The organism is Bacillus sp. FSL K6-3149 (assembly GCF_038630515.1).
Lineage (GTDB): Bacteria > Bacillota > Bacilli > Bacillales > Bacillaceae > Bacillus > Bacillus pumilus.
On record NZ_CP152034.1, the window covers coordinates 2,941,549 to 2,960,213 of the forward strand.

Genomic DNA, 18,665 nt, shown 5'->3' on the forward strand with positions numbered 1-18,665 from the left:
TCGCTTTTTTTCGGTTATGCTAATGTGTGTGAGGTGATACTGATTGGATAAAGAAAATAAAGGTCGTGTCACAAATGGGACAACCCCACAAGGTGATGCGCAAACAAAAGATAAACAGCCACTATCTCAGCTGGAAAATAGAGCAAAGAAAAGCAATACAAAAAGATGAACCTTAGAGATCGGCTTTAGCTGATCTCTATTGTACTTAATCGATTCATCATCGGTTCGATTCCTTTGATTTGATGGTGCCTCAGCATAGCAGCAGCACGTTCTTGATTGATGTTCATTTTCGTCTCATCCATTGGACAGCTGAGCGGGACATCACATTTAATCTCTGCCAATAGACGAGAAAGCTTCAAATCTTCTAATCCTGCTTGCATTTTCTTTTGCTGCGCAGCCGTTAGTTCATGGACATTTTCTAACAAACCGTCAATCGTTTCATATGTTTGAATAAATTTTAAAGCAGTTTTTTCTCCGATTCCTTTGACACCTGGATAATTATCACTTGCATCACCCATGAGTGCTTTCATATCAATGAGTGCCTTTGGCGAGATTCCCATTTCCTCTTCAAATAAGGCTTTTGTATAATGCTTATAATTGCCAATTCCTTTTTGCATCAGGGCAACAGTCACTTGTTCATTCAAAATTTGCAGCAAATCTTTGTCACCAGTTAGGACAGTCACACGTGCTTCTTTTTGGTAAAGCGTAGCAAGTGTACCAATACAATCGTCTGCTTCAAAGCCCTTTAAACCAATGTTCACAATTCCTAGTTCTTCTGTAGCTTCTTTTGCTAAATCGAATTGCGGAATGAGCTCGACAGGCGCCTCTCCTCGATTTGCTTTATACTCTTGAAACAATTCGTTTCGATAGGTTTGGCTTCCCATATCCCAGCAGCACACAATATGAGTTGGCTCAAATGTCTGTACAGCTGTTAATAAGTGCTTCAAATAGCCATTCACTCCATTTGTTGGTACACCGTGGTCATTTATCATAAAATTGCGATGGACAGCCGTCGCATAAAACGATCTGAACAAAAGCGCCATTCCATCTACAAGCAGTACGTGTTTATTCATTCTCTTAAACTCCCTTTTCAAAACAATACTCCCATTCTATCACAGAACACAAAACTAGACATGAAAAAGGCGCCTTCTTCTTTTACAAAAGAAGAGGCAGCCCGTTTACTTTTGACCGTATTGCATTTTTTTCGTTTCTGCTTCTGCATAGGACGGCATGTCTTTTTGTTTAGGGTCACGCTCATCCTGCTGCTTTGTCTGTTGCTTTTTTTTCATGATCATTCCCCTTTCTCGGTACATTCATTAAGATGACCAAAAAAGAGAAAGTTACTCTTTACTTCTGTTTCTGCTCGACATACTCTCTGACCATATCATTCGTCACAAGCTTACGAAGCGGAACAATACCGCCTCGTGCAAGCTCATTCATCTTCGACGTAATGGCGTTGATCTCGTCTGTTGTAAATGGCTCGTTTTGCTCACATTTGACAACAGCCATCTCTATTGCTTGTTCTCTTTTCTGTTCAAGCTCAAGAAAGGACTGAATATGAGCATGCTGCTTTTGTGAGTGTGCTGAAATCTCTTCGTGTACGCTCGTCATTTTCTATCAACTGCTTTCTTTTTTATTTAGTCTACCATGAATCAAATGGTTTTCAACTGGTTCTTCCATTCGGTTGTTTGTTCATAAACTTGTTCAATGACGGCCTGCTCTTTGGCATCTGTCGTTAGGCTCGTGATAAATGTTTGTTTTTGTTCACTTAGCTGCTCGAGCGCTTCTGTTTCATATCTTTCCGTAAACGTCTTCACCATCATGTCGTACCTGCTCAGTAATTCTTCTTTTTCTTTATCAGCCCATTTCGTGGTTAACTGATGAAGAATGTCTCGAATCGCTTCAATAAACGCAGCCTTTCCATTCTGTTCAAAGAAAACTTTCGGTGATTTTTGTTTCTTTAAGAGCGGTTCGAATGGCGTTAGTTCAGCTTCGATTTCAATTTGTTTCAGCTCAGCATTTTTCTCTTCAGGCGGCGACAGTGAGAGAGAAAAGTAAGGGTCTTCTGCACATGCCGCTTGCAATCCTTTCTCCCACTCCTCTTGGAAGTATTGATGAATAAACGATTCCATTCGGATATCAAGCGCCTTTAACTCCTGTACAAATTCAAATTCATAATCCTTTAGTGCCTTCTCAAGTGCTTTTTTCAATTGCTGTCCGAAATTCCCTTGAGATATTCCAGGATAAAAGGCTGTCTTAAAGAGATCATTCGCAAATAATGAGAGGCGCTGCACAATATGATAGAGCTGCTCATGTAAGTCCTTTTTCACGCTTTCTGTCACTAGCTTAGATTGCTTTATCTGACTCATTTGATCAAGAATCGCTTCATAGGATGCGTCTATCTTTTTCTTTTCCGCTTGCTTCTCATCTTCTGACTGATGCAGCGTCGCATGCAGTTTGTCGACCGTTCTACATAACGTACGTGCTTCAAAATATAACAGCTCGATCGCATCTTTCGTTAGTTCTTCCTCTATAAAATAGTCGAGCTGCTTTCTAAGCTTTGCGTATTGATTATAAGCTGTCTCTCCCTTTCCTTCGATCTCTTCCTTACTGGATACATGATGAAGGTTTGGGTTTCTTATCCCTTCTTTTGTGAGCTCATTTTTCACATAGTCAAAGACGGTGTCAAGCTCTGCTTGATCCTTTGCGAGATCAGCTGCATTGATAATAAAGAACATTTTATCCATGCTAAATGAATCTTTTACAAGCCCAAGCTTACGTAAAAATGACCGATCTGCCTTCGAAAAAGAGTGCTGGTAGTAAGTTAAATAAAGAAGCGCATCTGCGTCCTTCATATATTGAAAGGCGATCTCTGTATGACGCTTATTCATACTGCTAGCGCCTGGCGTATCAACAATAGTCAGCCCTTTATCTGTTAGAGGTGTACTCAAATAAACCGTTACTTCCTTCACCACACAAGAAACAGCTTCTTCCGCCACATATGGTCTCAGTTCTTGAAGGGTGACATGAAGCGGCGTTTGCTTAGTAATGTGATCAACGAAACGGGTATGTGCTTGTAAAAAATGTTCAACAATGACGCGGTGATCTTGTTCAAGCTGTCTTTTTTTAAGCGTTCGTTTGAGCTTGGATGTAAACGTCTCCCCTTTTTCTTCTGAGATCGGAAATCCTAGGATCTGATTGAGCTCCTCTAATATATCCTGTTCTGTTTTGAACACCACTTTGACACTTTCATGCGGGTGATCTTCCGTCGGCCGCGTTAGCTTGTTAATGGTTGCCGTTGTTGGCGTGGGAGAGGATGGCAGCACCTTTCTCCCGACGAGTGCATTTGCAAAGGAAGATTTCCCCGAACTAAACGCCCCAAATAAAGCGAGTGTGAATTCTTTCGCTTGCAGCCGTTTTGTTCGTTTTTCAAAGGACTTTCTTTGAGATTGGAGCGCATCTAATGGCAATAAAATCTGAGAAAGCTGCTCAAACTGGTCAATCGACTGTGCCGTCGTGACATGCTGTGACTGACGCATTTGAGGCTGATCAATCTGCTTGTTCGGTTTTTCTTGGTCGCTCTCAGCAGGATGAATGGTCGCTTGCTCCTGCTTTAGCAGATCATGCTGCATTTGTCTCTTTTTCGTATAAAACCAATCTTCTTCGATCTGTTCATCCGTTCCATTTTGCCATATATCCCATACATCCTGAATATCTCGCTTCATTTGTTCATTTTTTCTGGTGCATTGCTCGAGTGTTTGGAGCTCTTTTGCAGACTGAACCCATTTTTCTTGCTGCTCTGCTTGATCTTCCATAAGCTTGGCTTTGAGCGACTCCACCATTTGTTCAATCAGTGGCATCGCTTGCTGCTTAGCCTGTCTTCTCAAGGCTTCGCCAGCATCTTTTGCATATTGCAGTACGTATTCATTGGAGAACGTTGCTCCATGATGAATCACACTTTCAAGAAGTGATTCTTGTACAGGTGTTTCAAACGCCATCACTTGATTTAATAACTCTTCACCAAGCTGATGCTTCTTGACTTCTTTTTTTAGTAGCTCAGCAATATGCCAGTCCACTTCTGCTTTCATTCTCGCTTTGACATCTGTTAAGAAGTCAGTTGCCCGTTTTTCTTTTTCCTGCTCAGTTTTATTTTTAGCAAAAAGCAGTCCCACTTTAAAGCCAGGTGCTTTTGATTCAATATAGTCGCTTGCGAGTTCTCTCATTTTAAATGGAGTTAGGTTGGCATTTTTCAAAATGCTCTCGACTTCAGTAGATACTTCTTCTTCTAACTGCTTGGCTCCATTTTCAATGAAGTGATTTTTCGCTTCCAAATCCTTTACTTCTTTTCTTTTTTCTTGGAGCTGTGACTCAAGCTCCTCACCTTGCAACTCTTCTTTTATCGAGTCAATGTGTTCTTTTAAGACATGCTCAATTTTCTGCTCCGTATAAGCCCGAAGTGATGCTTTCGGCAACGTCTGTAATTCTTGCAGTTTTTTGATTAAACGAATCATTTCATTTCTTGGATGCGTCTCATCGGTTACAGATGTAAAGTATAGATGATCTTCTTCAATGCCTTCTTTAAGGAGCATGTCAACCACTTGATTTTTGTAGTCTTCAAATGCTGTCTCATGCTCATCATGCCGGTCCACTTGATTCACGATGAAATAGAGATTTGGCACTTTTTCTTTGATGGAGCGAATGAAACGAATGTTTTCTTCAGAATGAACATGGTTGTAGTGAACGACATAAAAAAGAGCATCTGCTTGATGAAGAATAGACGCAGCAGATAAAAAGTGGGCATGATCCGTGGAATCAATTCCTGGCGTATCAATCAGTGCCACTTTTTCTTCAAGGCCTCTATAGTCACCGCTAATTTCCACCATCTCAATCTGTTCTCCATCCTTACAGAAACGCTGTACTGCTTCTTTATCATAGGAGCCGCTCATTTTTGCAAAACGGCCATCAGAGGTGTGAAGCTGCACTTCACTTTCCCCTTTCCTCACGACGACCAAGTTTGCACTTGTTGGGATTGGACTCGTTGGCAAAATGTGATCATGAAGCAGATGATTCACAAGTGATGACTTTCCAGCAGAATAGTGGCCGGTAAATGCGATATATACTTCTTCTTCTGCTTCCTTTTTGATAATCGATGCAAGTTTGGCAGCGCGCTCATGATCATCCCTTTTGAGAAAGCTTTGATATAAAGCTCCTGTAGTTTGAACGAGCGAATCTCGAATAGACAAGTCTTTCATGACGATAAACCCCTTTGTTTTTAGAAAAGTCAGTTATGTATGTGATACCATTTTACACAAAATAAAGAGATTTTTCTTCTGATCTGAGGAAATAAAAAAAATCTGCTGCCCGATCAGTCGCAGTTGACTGGAATCAGGAAGCAGATTTTTTGGAGACACCTTTTAATACGAAGCCAATTAATAGGCTGTACACACACACCGTACCGAGTAAGAAAATCATTGTCATGTGATCACCGTCCATCCTTCATGATTGAGAATGCTTATCATTAATGAAAGTGTAGCACAATTGATAATGATTTTCAATATTAATTTAGCAAATACTGATTTAATGCTTTCTCCTCTGTTTGAATTCGTACAGCCATCATCCATGCATTTAAACATGTAAACAAAATGGCAGTGACATACGCATCAAACAATAGCGGGATCAGTAAAAGCTCAATCGCCACGACTACATAGTTAGGATGTTTCAACCAGCGATACGGTCCTTTTTTTACAATCATCGCGTTTGGTACGACTAAAATTTTCGTATTCCAGTACGTCCCAAGGGAGCATAATGCCCAGTATCGAATGACCTGTGTAGCCATGAGAAAAAGGAGCAGCACAAGAAAATAACGGGACGGCCCCTTATGTAAAAGCCCTATCTCAACTATAAGTGAGAGAAAAAAAGCCGTATGCATAGCGACCATATAGGGATAATGACTAGCACCAAATTCAATGGCACCTAGTGCTTTTACTTTCTTTTCATTTCTTTTGGCCACAAGCATTTCAATGAGCCGCTGACAAACGAAGAAACCGATGACAAGCCAAATGATCATGACAAGACCTCCTCCCACTTCATAAGCAGCAGCTCTGAGGAAAAGCCCGGACCAAGCGCCCCGCAAAGTCCCATCTCCCCCGCTTCAGCTGATTGATGTTCCAGGAAATGCTTGATGACATACAAAACTGTGGCAGAGGACATATTTCCGTGTTGTTTGAGTACTTCTTTTGAAGAAAACAGCTGATCCTCTCGTAAAGATAGACTTTCAACATAGGCATCAATCACTTTTTTTCCTCCAGGATGGGCTAGAAATACGGATAAGTCATTAGTTGAATATCCTTGCTCCTCTAAAAATTGATCCACCTGCTCTTTTAACCAGCCGGAAATCAAACTCGGAATGTCACGGGAGAAAATAACCCGAAAGCCGTCACTTGTAAATTCCCAGCCCATCACATCCTCAGAATCCTTCATCGTGACAGATTGCGTGCTTAGTACTTTAGGGACCGTTTTTAAATGGGCATATTCAAGCGCAGCTTTTTCCCCAGCTAAAAGAACCGCTGCCGTCCCGTCTCCAAACAAGGAGGTGCCGATTAAATTGCTTTTTGATTGATCTTGCGGCTGAAAGGTTAAACTGCACAGCTCACAGGCAACGACAAGTACCTTTGCTTCTGGAAATGCCCTTATGTATTCATAAGCCCGCGACAGCCCTGCCGCACCGCCCCCGCACCCAAGGCCCCAGATCGGTACTCGTTTCGTATAAGGAGAAAAAGGAAGGACGTTCATGAGCTTTGCGTCAAGACTTGGGGTCGATAAGCCGGTACTTGAAATAAAAAACAATGCATCGATCTCTTCAACCGGGACTGGTTTTTTTAGAAACGCCTTCTCTTGAAGACAATGTATGATCGCTTCCTTTGCATGAGCCAGTGCCTTTTCCAAATAGATATTGTTTTTTTCTTCAAAAGAGTGGTGCGTCTGATACCATTCAATAGGCTGCACAAACTGCCTGCTCTGAATTTCTCCATTTTGAAAAGCTCTCAGCAGCCGGTCAATATCTTTAAACGATCGTTTAAATTGAGACCTAGCAAAATCAGCAGCTGTTTTCTGATCCACGTGATGCTTCGGGTGACTCGTTCCAACTGAAAGAATGTACGCCATCGGCTTCACCTCTTTTTTCGGTTAATATCCCCTATCGAAAAAAGGATATACATGCCGAACCGTCACAATTCAGTCAAAACATTTTCCTCCGTCTAACTTTTTGTCTTGACGACAATTGATAAATATTGGATAATATAGGTGAAAACATGATGTAGTTTTCCTCCTTCACAGGTTCGTTCCAAGCCAAGCGAACCTGCTTTTTTTATGCAAAAAAACACCTCTAAAAGAGAAGTGCAGACCGTAGACAACCCCCACCTTTACTTCAAGTAAAAGTGGGGTTTTCACATAATTATAAAGGGGTACGCTGGACATTCAGCATCTACCGTGTCTACATTTCGTTTTCCGATTTTCTCTGTCACCTGTTATACGAGTGAATTTAACATACGAGTATCATGAACATTGCCACCTGTGACCAGTGATCCAAAAATAAATCCTGTTGAATCACAAGCTGTATGAAAGGAATAAGCAAATGACTTTTCACGTTCACCTTTTACATAGTAGCCAATCTCTGATTCAGTTGTACTGACTTTGATTTCTTTTGTTTCTTCTTTATTTTGTAGGGGTAAGAGCTTTTCTCTATGTATTTCGCGATTGATCGCCTCTATCTCCAATATCCACATGAGCATCCTTTTTTTCAATGAAATCGTCATTATACAACACTTTCATACGGAATCTCCCTTTCGCTTCGCATTAATGGTTAAATCTGATGCTATCTTAGCGTATAAATATCAACGTTTCGATCATTATTCAGAATGATTTCATTTAAACATGAATGGATCACCTTTTTTTCTGATCAATACAAAGCAATAACCATGAAATGCTAATTTATTTGATTATTATATATAAAAAGGTGTTTTTTTCCTGTATACTTAATCAATATGAACACCATGAAAAACAGTGAAAAAAGATAGAATCTACTACATGATTCGGCACAAAATTTAATTGACTGGAGTGATTGTAATGAAAAAGGTGTCCAAAAAACAGACACCCTACAACACGATGCTTCTCTCGAAGAAAATTGGTTTAGTGCTTCTTACACTGTTTCTCTTTTTTATCTGGGATATGTCTAAACCCCATTTGCAGGCGACAAATGGGCAAGCAAAAATTGTTGCCAGCAGTGACTTCCGAGACACAAGCATCAGTCTGAAAGCAAAAGATCATTCTACAAGAACATTGGATACACATGTTAAGACCAATCCAAACCAACAGACAACGAATAAAACGGTCTTTTTAACATTTGATGATGGTCCTACTGCTACATCAAATCAGCTGTTAAATGTATTAAAAGCACATCACGTGAAGGCGACATTCTTCATGCTTGGACCGCAAATCCAAGCACACCAAGCAGCTGTGAAAAGACTTTATCAAGAAGGACATCAATTAGGGCTTCATGGCATGACGCATGATATAAACCGCTTTTATCAGAACAGTGAGTCTCCCGCAAATGAAATGAGAGAAGCTCAGCGCATTCTTGCTTCTGTTACAGGCGTTTACACCCGTCTTGTGAGAACACCCTATGGCAGTGTTCCAAATTTAACATATCATCAAAAAGTACGTTTAAACCAAAATGGCTTTATTTACTGGGATTGGACGATTGATAGCCTTGACTGGAGATATAAAAACTCACAATATGTTCCAGAGGTATTGAATCAACTGCAATTGTTTGAGAAAACTAAACCATGGGAACCAAAAGTTATTTTAATGCATGATCAACCCTCTACCACAAACTATTTAGATAGCCTGATTACACAGCTAAAAGCAAGGGGCTATACATTTGCAGTCATTAACGAAACAATGCAGCCGGTACAACATTAATAGCGCTAATCACAACAAGCCCGTATCCAAAAGATGCGGGCTTTCAGTGTTTACACAACAGATTTCTTAGGCTCTTCCATCAGGTCCTGCCCGGTTTCTTTTTTAAAAGGAATCATGTGATAAATAATATGAAGCAAAATAGCGGTAAAGCTACCGGCCACGATGCCATTACTTGTTAATAATTTGATTGATTCTGGCAGATGCTCAAACATTTGCGGCACGACGGTGACACCTAAGCCAATCCCCACTGAGCAAGCAACAATCAGTAGGTTTTCCTGTTTGGCAAAATCCACACGCGAGAGCATTTTAATACCGTAGGCAATGACCATCCCAAACATGGCAACCATTGCGCCGCCAAGAACTGACTTTGGAATAATCGTCGTAAATGCAGCAATTTTAGGAAAAAGTCCAAATAACATGAGCAATGCGCCTGTCACAACGATGACTTGATTTTTCTTGACCCCTGTCAACTGGATCAACCCAACGTTTTGCGAGTAGGCTGTGTAAGGAAAAGCATTAAAGATACCACCTAATAACACAGCAATCCCTTCTGCGCGATAACCTTTCGCTAAGTCCTTCTCTTTTAATGAGCGGTTTGTTAAATCACCTAGTGCGAAATAAACACCTGTTGATTCAACTAGTGACACAATGGCAACTAACGTCATCGTCATAATGGGTGCAAATTCAAAGGTAGGCATGCCAAAATAAAATGGTTCAATCATACGGAAAACTTGTGCGTTCGCCACCTCAGCTGTTTCCACTTTCCCCATAAATGCAGCAACGGCTGTCCCAAGGAGAATACCGATTAAAATGGCGATCGCCTTCATAAAGCCTTTTGTGAATCGATAGAGAAGCACAATGATAAACAGCACAAGGAAAGCGAGGCCTAGATTTTCAAAAGAACCATAATCAGCACTTCCTTCTCCCCCTGCCATATTGTTCATCGCTACTGGAATAAGGGTAATGCCAATAATGGTTACGACAGAACCTGTCACGACAGGCGGGAAAAATTTCACCAGCTTCCCAAAGAAAAAGGAAAGCAGAATGATGATACACCCCGAAGCGATAATACTTCCATAGATAGACGAAATCCCGTATTTAGAGCCAATCGCAATCATAGGAGAAACCGCAGTAAATGTACAGCCTAATACAACAGGCAAACCGATACCAAAGAAACGGTTTTTCCAAACTTGAAGGAGCGTGGCAGCCCCGCACATGAAAATATCTGCCGAGATTAAGTAAGTCAGCTGTGCAGGTGTGAGGCCGAGTGCATCTCCCACAATGAGCGGCACAAGAACGGCCCCTGCATACATCGCCAGCACATGCTGAATCCCTAGCGAGAGCGTTTTGGCTTTTTTAGCTGCACTCATGATTGTACCTCTCGTACAAACGTGACTTTCCCTTCCTCAAGTGATTCAATCCGTGCAAGGGATTCGACGCGGTAGCCCATTTGAACAAGTGCATCTCTTCCCGGCTGGAATGACTTTTCAATGACAATGCCAAATCCGGCTACTTTTGCCTTCGCCTGCTTTGCGATTGCGGCAAGTCCTTTAGCGGCTTCACCGTTCGCCAAAAAGTCATCAATGATTAATACACAATCCTTTTCACCGAGATGCGTATTTGAGACAGCGATCGTGCTTTCTACTTTTTTTGTAAAAGAGTACACACTCGCTGTTAATAGATTTTCTGTTAGTGTTAGTGATTGACGTTTTCGAGCAAAAACAACGGGTACTTGAAGAGCTAGTCCTGCCATCACAGCAGGTGCAATGCCCGAAGATTCGATTGTGATAATTTTTGTAATGCCATCATGCTTGAATAATCTAGCAAACTCTTGCCCGATCTCATGCATTAACACAGGATCAATTTGATGATTTAAAAAGGCATCTACCTTTAACACTTGATTTGACAGAACGATTCCTTCGTTCTCAATTTTTTGACGTAACAATTCCATCATTCTTCCTCCCAGCATATTGGCAAACATTTTCATTTTTTTGCATAAAAAAAGCATTGCTGTCCATGAGGAGCAAGCAATGCGAAAACGATCCACGGATCTTCAGCTCAAACAAGAGCTGTTTCATTTGCTCACTCATAGTCGGACGGTATCGGTGTCCGGTAGAAACTTGCGTGCCATCATCACGCGATTATATGAGTGTTATAGTGTTCAAATTATAACAAGATTTCAGACGCTTGGAAAGCACTTTTCTAGAAAAATACCGAACTTAAATAATAGATCAGATCAAAACGTTCGTTTTTAGAATATTCAAGCATCAAAAAAGCACCCTTCTAAGCAAAGGGTGCCTTTTATTTAAGATAAATACAGTTTCGTATATTTATCCGTTAAATAATCGATTAAATATTGTACATTTAATTCCTCACCAGTCGCATCTTGAATGATTTCAGAAGGCTTTTTGCGTTTTCCATGCTGGTGAACATGTGTTGTGAGCCATTCTTTTATCGGTGCAAAAGACCCATTTTGAATCAGCTCATCAAAATTCGGTAAATCTTTGATCATTTGGTGCTTTAGTTGCGCCGCATACATATAACCAAGGGCATATGAAGGGAAATATCCAAAGCTTCCATCAGACCAGTGAACATCCTGCAAGATGCCGAGTGCATCATTAGGAGGCGTAATGCCAAGATATGCTTTATATTTTTCATTCCACAGTGCAGGCAGGTCTTCGACTGCCACTTCTTCATTAAATATCGCTTTTTCAATTTCATAGCGGATGATAATGTGAAGCGGATATGTAAGCTCATCTGCTTCAATTCGAATATAAGTTGGCTTCGATTCATTCACTGCATGCACAAAGTCTTCTAAAGAGACATCTTTAAACTGCTCAGGAGACGCTTCTTGAAGCTTTTGATAATACGTTTTCCAGAAGTCTTCATGTCTGCCAATAAAGTTCTCAAAGAAAAGAGACTGTGATTCATGGATCCCCATTGATGTGCCATCACATAATAACGTTCCGCTCAGCGCCTCATCAATGTTTTGTTCATAGATGGCATGACCACACTCATGAATCGTGCCAAAGATCGCCATCCGAAAATCATGCTCATCATAACGGGTCGTCACACGAACGTCCCCTCTGCTCAATGTCACAGCAAACGGATGAACTGTTGTATCCAGACGTCCTGCGTCAAAGTCATACCCTAATTCTTTTAAGAAGAAAAGACTCAGTTCCTTTTGTTTGTCGATCGGAAAGCTTTTCGATAAAAATGAAGTATCCGGTTTATGAGGAGAGGCTTCGATTTTTTTCACGAGAGGAACAATGGCATCACGAAGTGCACCAAACTTTTGATCTAGCTGTTCAACCGTCATATCTGGTTCATAATTATTGAGCAGCACATCATATGGCGTTTGTTTCACGCCCCAATATTGAATAAAACGCTTGTTAAAATCAATGAGCTGTTTTAAGTATGGTGCAAAGAGTGAAAAGTCTGATTTCTCCCTTGCTTCTACCCAAACATGCTCTGCTTTTGATTGTAAAATCGAGTATTCTTTAAATTCTTCTTTCGGAATTTTGCTGTTTTCATCATACTCTTTTTGTGATAATTCGAGCGCCTTTTGTGTATCTTTTGACAGCTCATCTCGGTGTTTATTTAATGCGTGGAGAAGGTCTCTCATTTCATCAGAAGTCTTCATATTAAAAATATCACTTGATAATTGACCGATCGTTTCAGCTCTGAAATCGGCGCTTTTTTTAGGCGCCTGTGTTCTAGAGTCCCAATAAAGTAAATGGAGCGCCTCCGTATAGTGGGCGATTTTTCCTAGTAATTGATAAAACGCTTTCTCTTTTGCTTCAAGACTCATACGTTTGTTCCCCCAATCGATAAAATATGTATGTACGTTTCAAGGCTACTTCAAGGAATGTTCTTTTGTCAATCAAAAAGGAGGATACGCATATGGTATCCTCCTCTCTTTTCTCGTTCATATGTTATTTAAGATGTGATGATTGGCTTTACAGGCAGAACGGATTCAATTTTACTTTGAAGCTCTGTATCTTCCTTACGGTCAAAGTAAATATGAATAGTTCCTGCATCTTGGCTTGTCCGAATCAGTCTCCCAATTCCTTGTCGTAAGCGCAGCAGCATATACGGAAGATCGACTTCAGCACGAGCGTCCTTTGCTTCATTCCGTTTCGCCTCAAATACCGGATCACGAGGCGGGTAAGGAAGTCCCCAGATGATCACATTTGTTAATGATTGACCTGGAATATCTAATCCTTCCCAAAGGTGAACAGAGCATAACACAGACGTCTCATCTGCTTGGAACTTTTGAACAATTGTACTGATTTCCTCGTCTCCCTCAAAGTACACGTCGAAAGGCAGTGATTCATTCGATGCCTCAAGCTGCTTTCTAAAGAAATGAAGTTCATCAAATGAAGGGAACAAAATGAGAGACCGTCCTCCATTATCTTTCAGCTGAGTGATCACTTGCTGTCCTTTTACTTCTTGCTCTTGAAGCTGCTGAATCCCGTGGAAATAAATCTTCATTTGTTCATCGTAATCATACGGCGAAGCGACACTCATTGATAAGTAATCTTTAATCCCAAGACTTTCAGCTAAATAATCAAAGGATTGATTTTCAGACAATGTAGCAGAAGAGAAAATGTATGGTCTTTTTTGCGAGAATACCTTTTCACCAAGCACCTCTGCGACAGTCTTTGGCATCACAACAAATGTCGTATCTAATTCCTGCTTTTCAAGCCAGCTAATCGCATTTTTTTGATAAAGCGACAGAGAATACGCCATTTGTTCAATGTACTCTTCCACAACAGACAATTCGTATTGATCGATTGTATACATCTCTGATTCAAATACGAGTGCTTCTCCGATTTTTTCAAGTAAATCACACAATTCACTTGCTGAACGCTTCACCTCATCCACACGTCCAATTTCAAGTCGATGTGAGCCCTTGATTTCTTTGGCATGTGTTTTTAAGAGATAAAAGAACTCATCGTTTGTAGCAAGTGCATCTTCAACGAGCTCGGCAAACTCTTCGCGTATATCGTTTTGTAGCAGGCGCTCTAAAAAGGTTTCGAGCATTGATTGCTTCACGCGGTATGTCAGTGCTTTTTGTGCAGCAAATTCAAGAAGGTGGCCTTCATCAAATACAACGGAGCTATGTTCTGGAAGCAGCGGAAGCTGACCCTCACGTTTGCGTGATTCCTTCGTCCACACATGCTCCATATAAAAATCATGAGAACAGATGATGAGGTCTGTTGCTTTCCGGTAATGATCTCTTGATAAATTCAGACCACAGCGATGACGCATATCGCACGTCAAGCAGTCCTGAAACGAGTCATAGCCAATGCGTGACCATTCATCATTGGATAGCTCTGGGTACTCTTTTCGATCACCATACGGATAAAAGTTTTGCATGCCATGTGATTCATGAACAAATGAAGGAAGCGATTCATAAATATCGAGCCACTTCTCATCATCTTCACGCTGCATGGTTTTCTCTAATTTCTTTAAGCATAAATATTGATCATGCGATTTACTTAATCTCGCATCTATTTGAATATCAAGGTGATTGGCAATTTTATAGATATCACCCTCTTGTTTCACTAGCTGTTCAATTAACGTTTCGTCTGCACATGCAATAATCGCAGGTTTCCCTGTATACCTTGCATATGTGACCGCAAATAATAGATAAACGATGGTTTTGCCTGTGCCTACCCCAGCTTCGGCAAACATCACACTTTTTTCTTTAAAGGCTCTTTCTAGTTGAAAAGCCATGAATATTTGTTCATCTCGAAGATCAAAGCCCTTTTCTGGCAAAATGTCATAGAACACATCACCAATCCAGTTGCCCAGTTCTTCGTAAAAATTATGTTCTTTTGATAATGAAAAAGGCAAACGAGATGCTGTCACCTGCTTCAACCCCCAACTTTTGAATCATTCAGACATTCTATAGTAACATTTATGCTGGGGATTGACAATCTTTTTTATGACCGCAAACGATGTTGATAGGTTTCCTTCATTAAAAATGCGTGCTCAGAACGCTCTATGTAAGCCTGAGCAAGCGCTAAATCTTCGATGGCTGCAGTCAGCTGAGCAGATTGTCCACCTTCTTGCCCTTCAATTTGTTGAGCAGTCGAAGCGAGTGCTTTTTGGATTAACTGAAATTGATCATATTGTATCATGGAGACACCTCTTTTTTTAAAATCAAGTTCAGTTTATTCCGTCCCGTGAAGGTTTATACCTTTCTGGGATAAAAAAAGCCACACCTTCTGTAGGTGTGACATTTTTTTATGATTCAGTTGTCTGTTTTCTAGGCGGGCGTTTTCCCCAATATTGGTAATAGTCTGTTTTAATAAAACCATTAAACAGTTTTCTCTTTTTCGTTGCTTTTCTACCAAAGCACTCTTCGAACTTTTCATGTGACGTTAAGATGTAAATGGACCATGTGTCTAGGCTTTTAAATGCTTCGCCCATTCCTTGATACATTTTTTCAACCGCTGGTTTATCACTGAGTCGTTCTCCGTAAGGCGGATTTCCGACAATCACACCGTAATCTTCTTTTGTTTGAAAGTCTTTCACTTGCATTTGTTTAAACTCAATCAATTCACTTAGTCCCGCTTCTTCTGCATTCATTCTTGCAATGTCTATCATCCGGTGGTCGATATCACTTGCAATAATGTGGAGCGGCTGATCATAGTTTGCTTTTTCTTCCACTTCGTGACGCGCTTTGTTCCATACATCTTCACCAATCCATTCCCATGACTCAGACGCAAATTCCCGGTTAAATCCTGGGGCAATGTTTTGCCCAATCATGGCCGCTTCAATGGCGATTGTTCCTGATCCGCAGAAAGGATCAACAAACGGACGGTCAGGTGTCCAGTTCGTTAATAGCACGAGTGCAGCCGCAAGGGTTTCTTTAATAGGTGCTCCGCCTTGATCCATGCGGTACCCCCGTTTATGAAGACCTACACCAGATGTATCAAGCGTGAGCACAGCTTTATCTTTTAAAAGGGCAACCTCAACTTTATACTCAGGTCCTGTTTCTTCAAGCCATTCAGACTGTATGTTGTAAGAGGATATGAGCTTTTGCGCAATTGCCTTTTTGACGATACGCTGGCAATCCGGCACACTGGCAAGCTGTGATTTCACAGATTTACCGATGACTGGGAACGTGCTGTTTTTCGGTAAAAAAGAGGCCCAGTCAATCGCCTTTGTGCGTTCAAACAGCTCATCGAAGGTTTTTGCCGAAAATTCAGCAACTTGTACCTTTATGCGGTCTGCTGTACGCAACCAAAGGTTCGCACGGCAAATCGCAAGAGCGTCTCCTTCGAAAATCACTTTTCCGTTGTCTACTGTGCAGTCATAGCCAAGGTCTCTTACTTCTTTTGCAACAATCGCTTCAATTCCCATTGGAGCCGTTGCGATAAGTGTATAGGTTTTCATTGATTTATCACCTGTTTTCTCGTCCTTTTATGTATTCCAAGATAAAAGCTCTCCATATGTTGAAATAGGAGAGCTTTGTTTTCATCATGTTTATCATAACGGATATAACGTTCTGTAAGCCATGTTTTGTTCCATTGTACTGCAAACGGCAAATGCCTCGTACTCAGGTGGTAATCATCTATCTACAGAATTCTCTGTCCTTCTCTCCGTTTGGTTCCTTTGAGAAAGTTCCCCTACCAAGTTTGGGTTTCTCGCTCGAGGGGTTTACCGCGTTCCACTCTCACCATTTCTAGTGAGACTTCGTCACTGTGGCACTTTCAAGGATACTTTGCCATATCCTAAAAGGACGTAGGCATTTTTCCTGCCGTCAGCCTTTCCCAGGCTGCCCTGGCTTATTTTTTCGCCAGGCACGAACACTACGGGCATCTCAGCACCGTGCGAGCATGGACTTTCCTCTGCAATGTCTAAAAGCATTGCAGCGATTACCCGAACGTTAATCAACAAGCGTTATTATAAACGACAATGACATCAGGCACAAGCTTTTTTCAGTAAGGCTCAATCATAAAGTTTGCTGCCGAAAACATGTTTCTCAAGGTTAGATAGTCTTTTTAAAATATCAGAGTTTGTTGTATTAGACTGTGCAGGCTGTCTTTTCCCTTGCTCAACGGCTTCCTCAAGCTGTTTAGACAAATGGAGGTTTTCTTGTTGAAGCTTTTCGATTTCTTGGTTGAAGGACTCATAGTCTTTAATGACCATATCTAAAAATTTATCGACTTCTTCTTGTTTGTATCCTCTGACACCTGTTTTAAATTCTTTTTCTAAAATTTCTTTTGCAGAAAGCTTTACTTTATCAGCAAGCATCTTTTTCACCTCATATCGTGAATTCATAGTATATTTTTTCAGAAATACGTGACGTTGTCAAATTTTCTCTTGCTTTTAGTCAAAAAACGGATCTTCCGCCTCAACTTGCGCTCTCAAATCATCCATTGTGATGTACATAATGGGGTAATCGGTATAGTTTTCCGCTTCTTTGATCATGTACTTTGGCGAGCCATCATGCTCCGGATCATAAAGGGCGAGGAGTCCATCTGTTTTTTCAATAAAAAAACGGTTCTTTTGTTTAAATTGTGCCGGACTTTCATACGGTCTATGCGTGACACTTTCTACAAAATCGGCCTGTGCAAGAATTCCTTCATACAACTCTTTGTTTTGTTCATTCCAGCGCTCTTCCTGTTCATAAAATGGCGTAATGACGGCAAGTTTTAACGCTGGATACTCCTCTTGAAGCTCAAATACCACTTCAGCTGTCCAGATTTCTGCCCCTAGCTGGCCTGATATGAGAACCCACTCGAGGCCATCTTCAATTAAAGCTGTCAGCCTTTTTTGAAGCTCCGCTTTTATGTATTGAAGTGCAGGCTCGTCTTGTTTGAATATCCCAAGCTCAAATGGCTTGTACCCTGTGACAGCAATAATTTTCATTTTTTCACCTGCTTTTAAAAAAAGGGACTTATAAAAGTCCCATTCCACTTTATCTGTTACAGCAAGGTCCACCGCAGTTAAAGTGTTGATGTGTTGCCGGGTCCACCTGAGAAAACGTATGCGGGAAGTAGTGAACATGTTTGAAATTTTGATGGTGAACATTTGTCACATGTTGCGGATGGATATGCGGCACAATTGTTGTTGAATCACTGTGTGTACAGCAATGATTCGTCGGATGAACAATTGGCTGTGTAACATTCGGTTGGCAATGATGATGATGGTACATGTAGCATTCCCCTCTCCTTAATTTTCTTACATTAACAATGTATGAATTAAGAGGTGTACATGTACTAATGCATTAACCTATTTTAAAAGTTTGCAAGGAAAACATCCTTATAGTTTGAAAACACAAATGCGACCAAAATGACAACAAGAAAAAACAAGTAGAAAAGACCTTTATACATGCTCTACGCTCCTCATTCAATATCTAACGTTATTTTACAGGATTCATGACTTTTCTACAATAAAAGTGCTAAACAATTTTTATTTCCGGCCGAGAGCCGAACGTTGTCATGTTTTGCGCTTTCCCGGGCAATAATTTCATTGTCCAGCTTTCCGAAGTAGACGAGTTATTCTTTTTTCGAGCTCAACATATTTCGAGAGCTCAATACTTTTTTTAACTGGTATGCTCAAAATCAACCGTTCTGAGCTCTTTTAAATGCCTTGTTGCGCTTTCTTGATCCCGATGAGGCAGAGATCATGTAGCACAACTCAAAGAGGTTCTCCGTCAGCTATGA

The 18,665-nt window shown here is 40.8% G+C and carries 16 protein-coding genes, 1 other RNA gene, 1 pseudogene and 1 riboswitch; of the genes and pseudogenes, 2 read left to right on the forward strand and 16 right to left on the reverse strand.

The genetic code is table 11. The features are described 5' to 3' along the window. The first annotated feature begins 43 nt into the window (after window positions 1-43). A complete protein-coding gene (locus tag MHB83_RS14815; protein WP_003215584.1) occupies window positions 44-169 on the forward strand; it encodes a hypothetical protein in 126 nt (41 codons plus the stop codon). 16 nt (window positions 170-185) lie between these two features. Here MHB83_RS14815 and MHB83_RS14820 read toward each other — a convergent pair whose 3' ends face one another. The 6 genes and pseudogenes from MHB83_RS14820 to MHB83_RS14845 all read right to left on the reverse strand — a co-directional run. Continuing rightward, a complete protein-coding gene (locus MHB83_RS14820) occupies window positions 186-1,073 on the reverse strand; it encodes a 5'-3' exonuclease (RefSeq protein WP_212045978.1) in 888 nt (295 codons plus the stop codon). 274 nt (window positions 1,074-1,347) lie between these two features. After that, complete coding sequence (locus MHB83_RS14825) at window positions 1,348-1,611, reverse strand: YpbS family protein (protein ID WP_050943884.1); 264 nt, start codon at window positions 1,609-1,611, stop codon at window positions 1,348-1,350. A 41-nt stretch (window positions 1,612-1,652) separates the two neighbouring features. After that, window positions 1,653-5,252: a dynamin family protein gene (locus MHB83_RS14830; RefSeq protein ID WP_310024868.1), complete on the reverse strand. Its 3,600-nt coding sequence runs from the start codon at window positions 5,250-5,252 to the stop codon at window positions 1,653-1,655. A 305-nt stretch (window positions 5,253-5,557) separates the two neighbouring features. After that, a complete protein-coding gene (locus MHB83_RS14835; RefSeq protein WP_003216065.1) occupies window positions 5,558-6,067 on the reverse strand; it encodes an isoprenylcysteine carboxyl methyltransferase family protein in 510 nt (169 codons plus the stop codon). Beyond that, complete coding sequence (locus MHB83_RS14840) at window positions 6,064-7,164, reverse strand: 3-oxoacyl-[acyl-carrier-protein] synthase III C-terminal domain-containing protein (RefSeq protein WP_050943882.1); 1,101 nt, start codon at window positions 7,162-7,164, stop codon at window positions 6,064-6,066. Before MHB83_RS14840 ends, MHB83_RS14835 begins: the two co-directional genes overlap by 4 nt. A 365-nt stretch (window positions 7,165-7,529) precedes the next feature. Then, window positions 7,530-7,760: pseudogene (locus tag MHB83_RS14845) on the reverse strand (IS5/IS1182 family transposase); the annotation flags it as partial. Window positions 7,761-8,124: 364 nt separating this feature from the next. Here MHB83_RS14845 and MHB83_RS14850 point away from each other — a divergent pair. Further along, window positions 8,125-8,979, forward strand: coding sequence for a polysaccharide deacetylase family protein (locus MHB83_RS14850; protein WP_342496438.1), 855 nt, complete (start codon window positions 8,125-8,127; stop codon window positions 8,977-8,979). A gap of 50 nt (window positions 8,980-9,029) precedes the next feature. Here MHB83_RS14850 and pbuX read toward each other — a convergent pair whose 3' ends face one another. The 10 genes from pbuX to cotD all read right to left on the reverse strand — a co-directional run bounded on the left by pbuX (window position 9,030) and on the right by cotD (window position 18,154). Continuing rightward, the gene (gene pbuX / locus MHB83_RS14855) at window positions 9,030-10,349 is read right to left on the reverse strand and encodes a xanthine permease PbuX (RefSeq protein ID WP_003215893.1); all 1,320 of its coding nucleotides are present in this window, start codon (window positions 10,347-10,349) and stop codon (window positions 9,030-9,032) included. Further along, complete coding sequence (gene xpt, locus MHB83_RS14860) at window positions 10,346-10,930, reverse strand: xanthine phosphoribosyltransferase (RefSeq protein ID WP_003215672.1); 585 nt, start codon at window positions 10,928-10,930, stop codon at window positions 10,346-10,348. The genes pbuX and xpt overlap by 4 nt, the downstream gene beginning before the upstream one ends. A gap of 118 nt (window positions 10,931-11,048) precedes the next feature. Further along, window positions 11,049-11,148, reverse strand: a riboswitch (purine riboswitch). 136 nt (window positions 11,149-11,284) lie between these two features. Further along, window positions 11,285-12,790, reverse strand: coding sequence for a carboxypeptidase M32 (locus tag MHB83_RS14865; RefSeq protein ID WP_003216050.1), 1,506 nt, complete (start codon window positions 12,788-12,790; stop codon window positions 11,285-11,287). 128 nt (window positions 12,791-12,918) lie between these two features. Next, entirely contained in the window at window positions 12,919-14,856 is a 1,938-nt protein-coding gene (locus MHB83_RS14870) for an ATP-dependent DNA helicase (protein WP_050943879.1), read from the reverse strand. Between the two features lie 74 nt (window positions 14,857-14,930). Then, entirely contained in the window at window positions 14,931-15,128 is a 198-nt protein-coding gene (locus MHB83_RS14875) for a hypothetical protein (protein ID WP_050943878.1), read from the reverse strand. 106 nt (window positions 15,129-15,234) lie between these two features. Next, the gene (locus MHB83_RS14880; protein ID WP_342496439.1) at window positions 15,235-16,389 is read right to left on the reverse strand and encodes a class I SAM-dependent RNA methyltransferase; all 1,155 of its coding nucleotides are present in this window, start codon (window positions 16,387-16,389) and stop codon (window positions 15,235-15,237) included. A 110-nt stretch (window positions 16,390-16,499) separates the two neighbouring features. Next, an RNA gene (rnpB, locus tag MHB83_RS14885) (RNase P RNA component class B) lies at window positions 16,500-16,883 on the reverse strand. A gap of 61 nt (window positions 16,884-16,944) precedes the next feature. After that, window positions 16,945-17,250 (reverse strand): cell division regulator GpsB, encoded by a 306-nt coding sequence (gene gpsB / locus MHB83_RS14890; protein WP_003215578.1) that lies wholly within the window; start codon window positions 17,248-17,250, stop codon window positions 16,945-16,947. Window positions 17,251-17,325: 75 nt separating this feature from the next. Further along, window positions 17,326-17,868, reverse strand: a complete 543-nt coding sequence (locus MHB83_RS14895) for a DUF1273 domain-containing protein (RefSeq protein WP_199800961.1) — start codon at window positions 17,866-17,868, stop codon at window positions 17,326-17,328. A 49-nt stretch (window positions 17,869-17,917) separates the two neighbouring features. Further along, on the reverse strand, window positions 17,918-18,154 hold the full coding sequence (gene cotD, locus MHB83_RS14900; protein WP_080984739.1) for a spore coat protein CotD: 237 nt from the start codon (window positions 18,152-18,154) through the stop codon (window positions 17,918-17,920). Window positions 18,155-18,665 lie beyond the last annotated feature (511 nt).

Excerpts from the sequence above, each read along its gene's own strand:
- MHB83_RS14830 (WP_310024868.1), bottom strand. The coding sequence starts at position 5,252 with ATGAAAGACTTGTCTATTCGAGATTCGCTCGTTCAAACTACAGGAGCT.
- gpsB (WP_003215578.1), bottom strand. The coding sequence starts at position 17,250 with ATGCTTGCTGATAAAGTAAAGCTTTCTGCAAAAGAAATTTTAGAAAAA.
- pbuX (WP_003215893.1), bottom strand. The coding sequence starts at position 10,349 with ATGAGTGCAGCTAAAAAAGCCAAAACGCTCTCGCTAGGGATTCAGCAT.
- MHB83_RS14895 (WP_199800961.1), bottom strand. The coding sequence starts at position 17,868 with ATGAAAATTATTGCTGTCACAGGGTACAAGCCATTTGAGCTTGGGATA.
- xpt (WP_003215672.1), bottom strand. The coding sequence starts at position 10,930 with ATGGAATTGTTACGTCAAAAAATTGAGAACGAAGGAATCGTTCTGTCA.
- MHB83_RS14865 (WP_003216050.1), bottom strand. The coding sequence starts at position 12,790 with ATGAGTCTTGAAGCAAAAGAGAAAGCGTTTTATCAATTACTAGGAAAA.
- MHB83_RS14825 (WP_050943884.1), bottom strand. The coding sequence starts at position 1,611 with ATGACGAGCGTACACGAAGAGATTTCAGCACACTCACAAAAGCAGCAT.
- MHB83_RS14875 (WP_050943878.1), bottom strand. The coding sequence starts at position 15,128 with ATGATACAATATGATCAATTTCAGTTAATCCAAAAAGCACTCGCTTCG.
- MHB83_RS14850 (WP_342496438.1), top strand. The coding sequence starts at position 8,125 with ATGAAAAAGGTGTCCAAAAAACAGACACCCTACAACACGATGCTTCTC.
- MHB83_RS14840 (WP_050943882.1), bottom strand. The coding sequence starts at position 7,164 with ATGGCGTACATTCTTTCAGTTGGAACGAGTCACCCGAAGCATCACGTG.
- cotD (WP_080984739.1), bottom strand. The coding sequence starts at position 18,154 with ATGTACCATCATCATCATTGCCAACCGAATGTTACACAGCCAATTGTT.
- MHB83_RS14880 (WP_342496439.1), bottom strand. The coding sequence starts at position 16,389 with ATGAAAACCTATACACTTATCGCAACGGCTCCAATGGGAATTGAAGCG.
- MHB83_RS14835 (WP_003216065.1), bottom strand. The coding sequence starts at position 6,067 with ATGATCATTTGGCTTGTCATCGGTTTCTTCGTTTGTCAGCGGCTCATT.
- MHB83_RS14820 (WP_212045978.1), bottom strand. The coding sequence starts at position 1,073 with ATGAATAAACACGTACTGCTTGTAGATGGAATGGCGCTTTTGTTCAGA.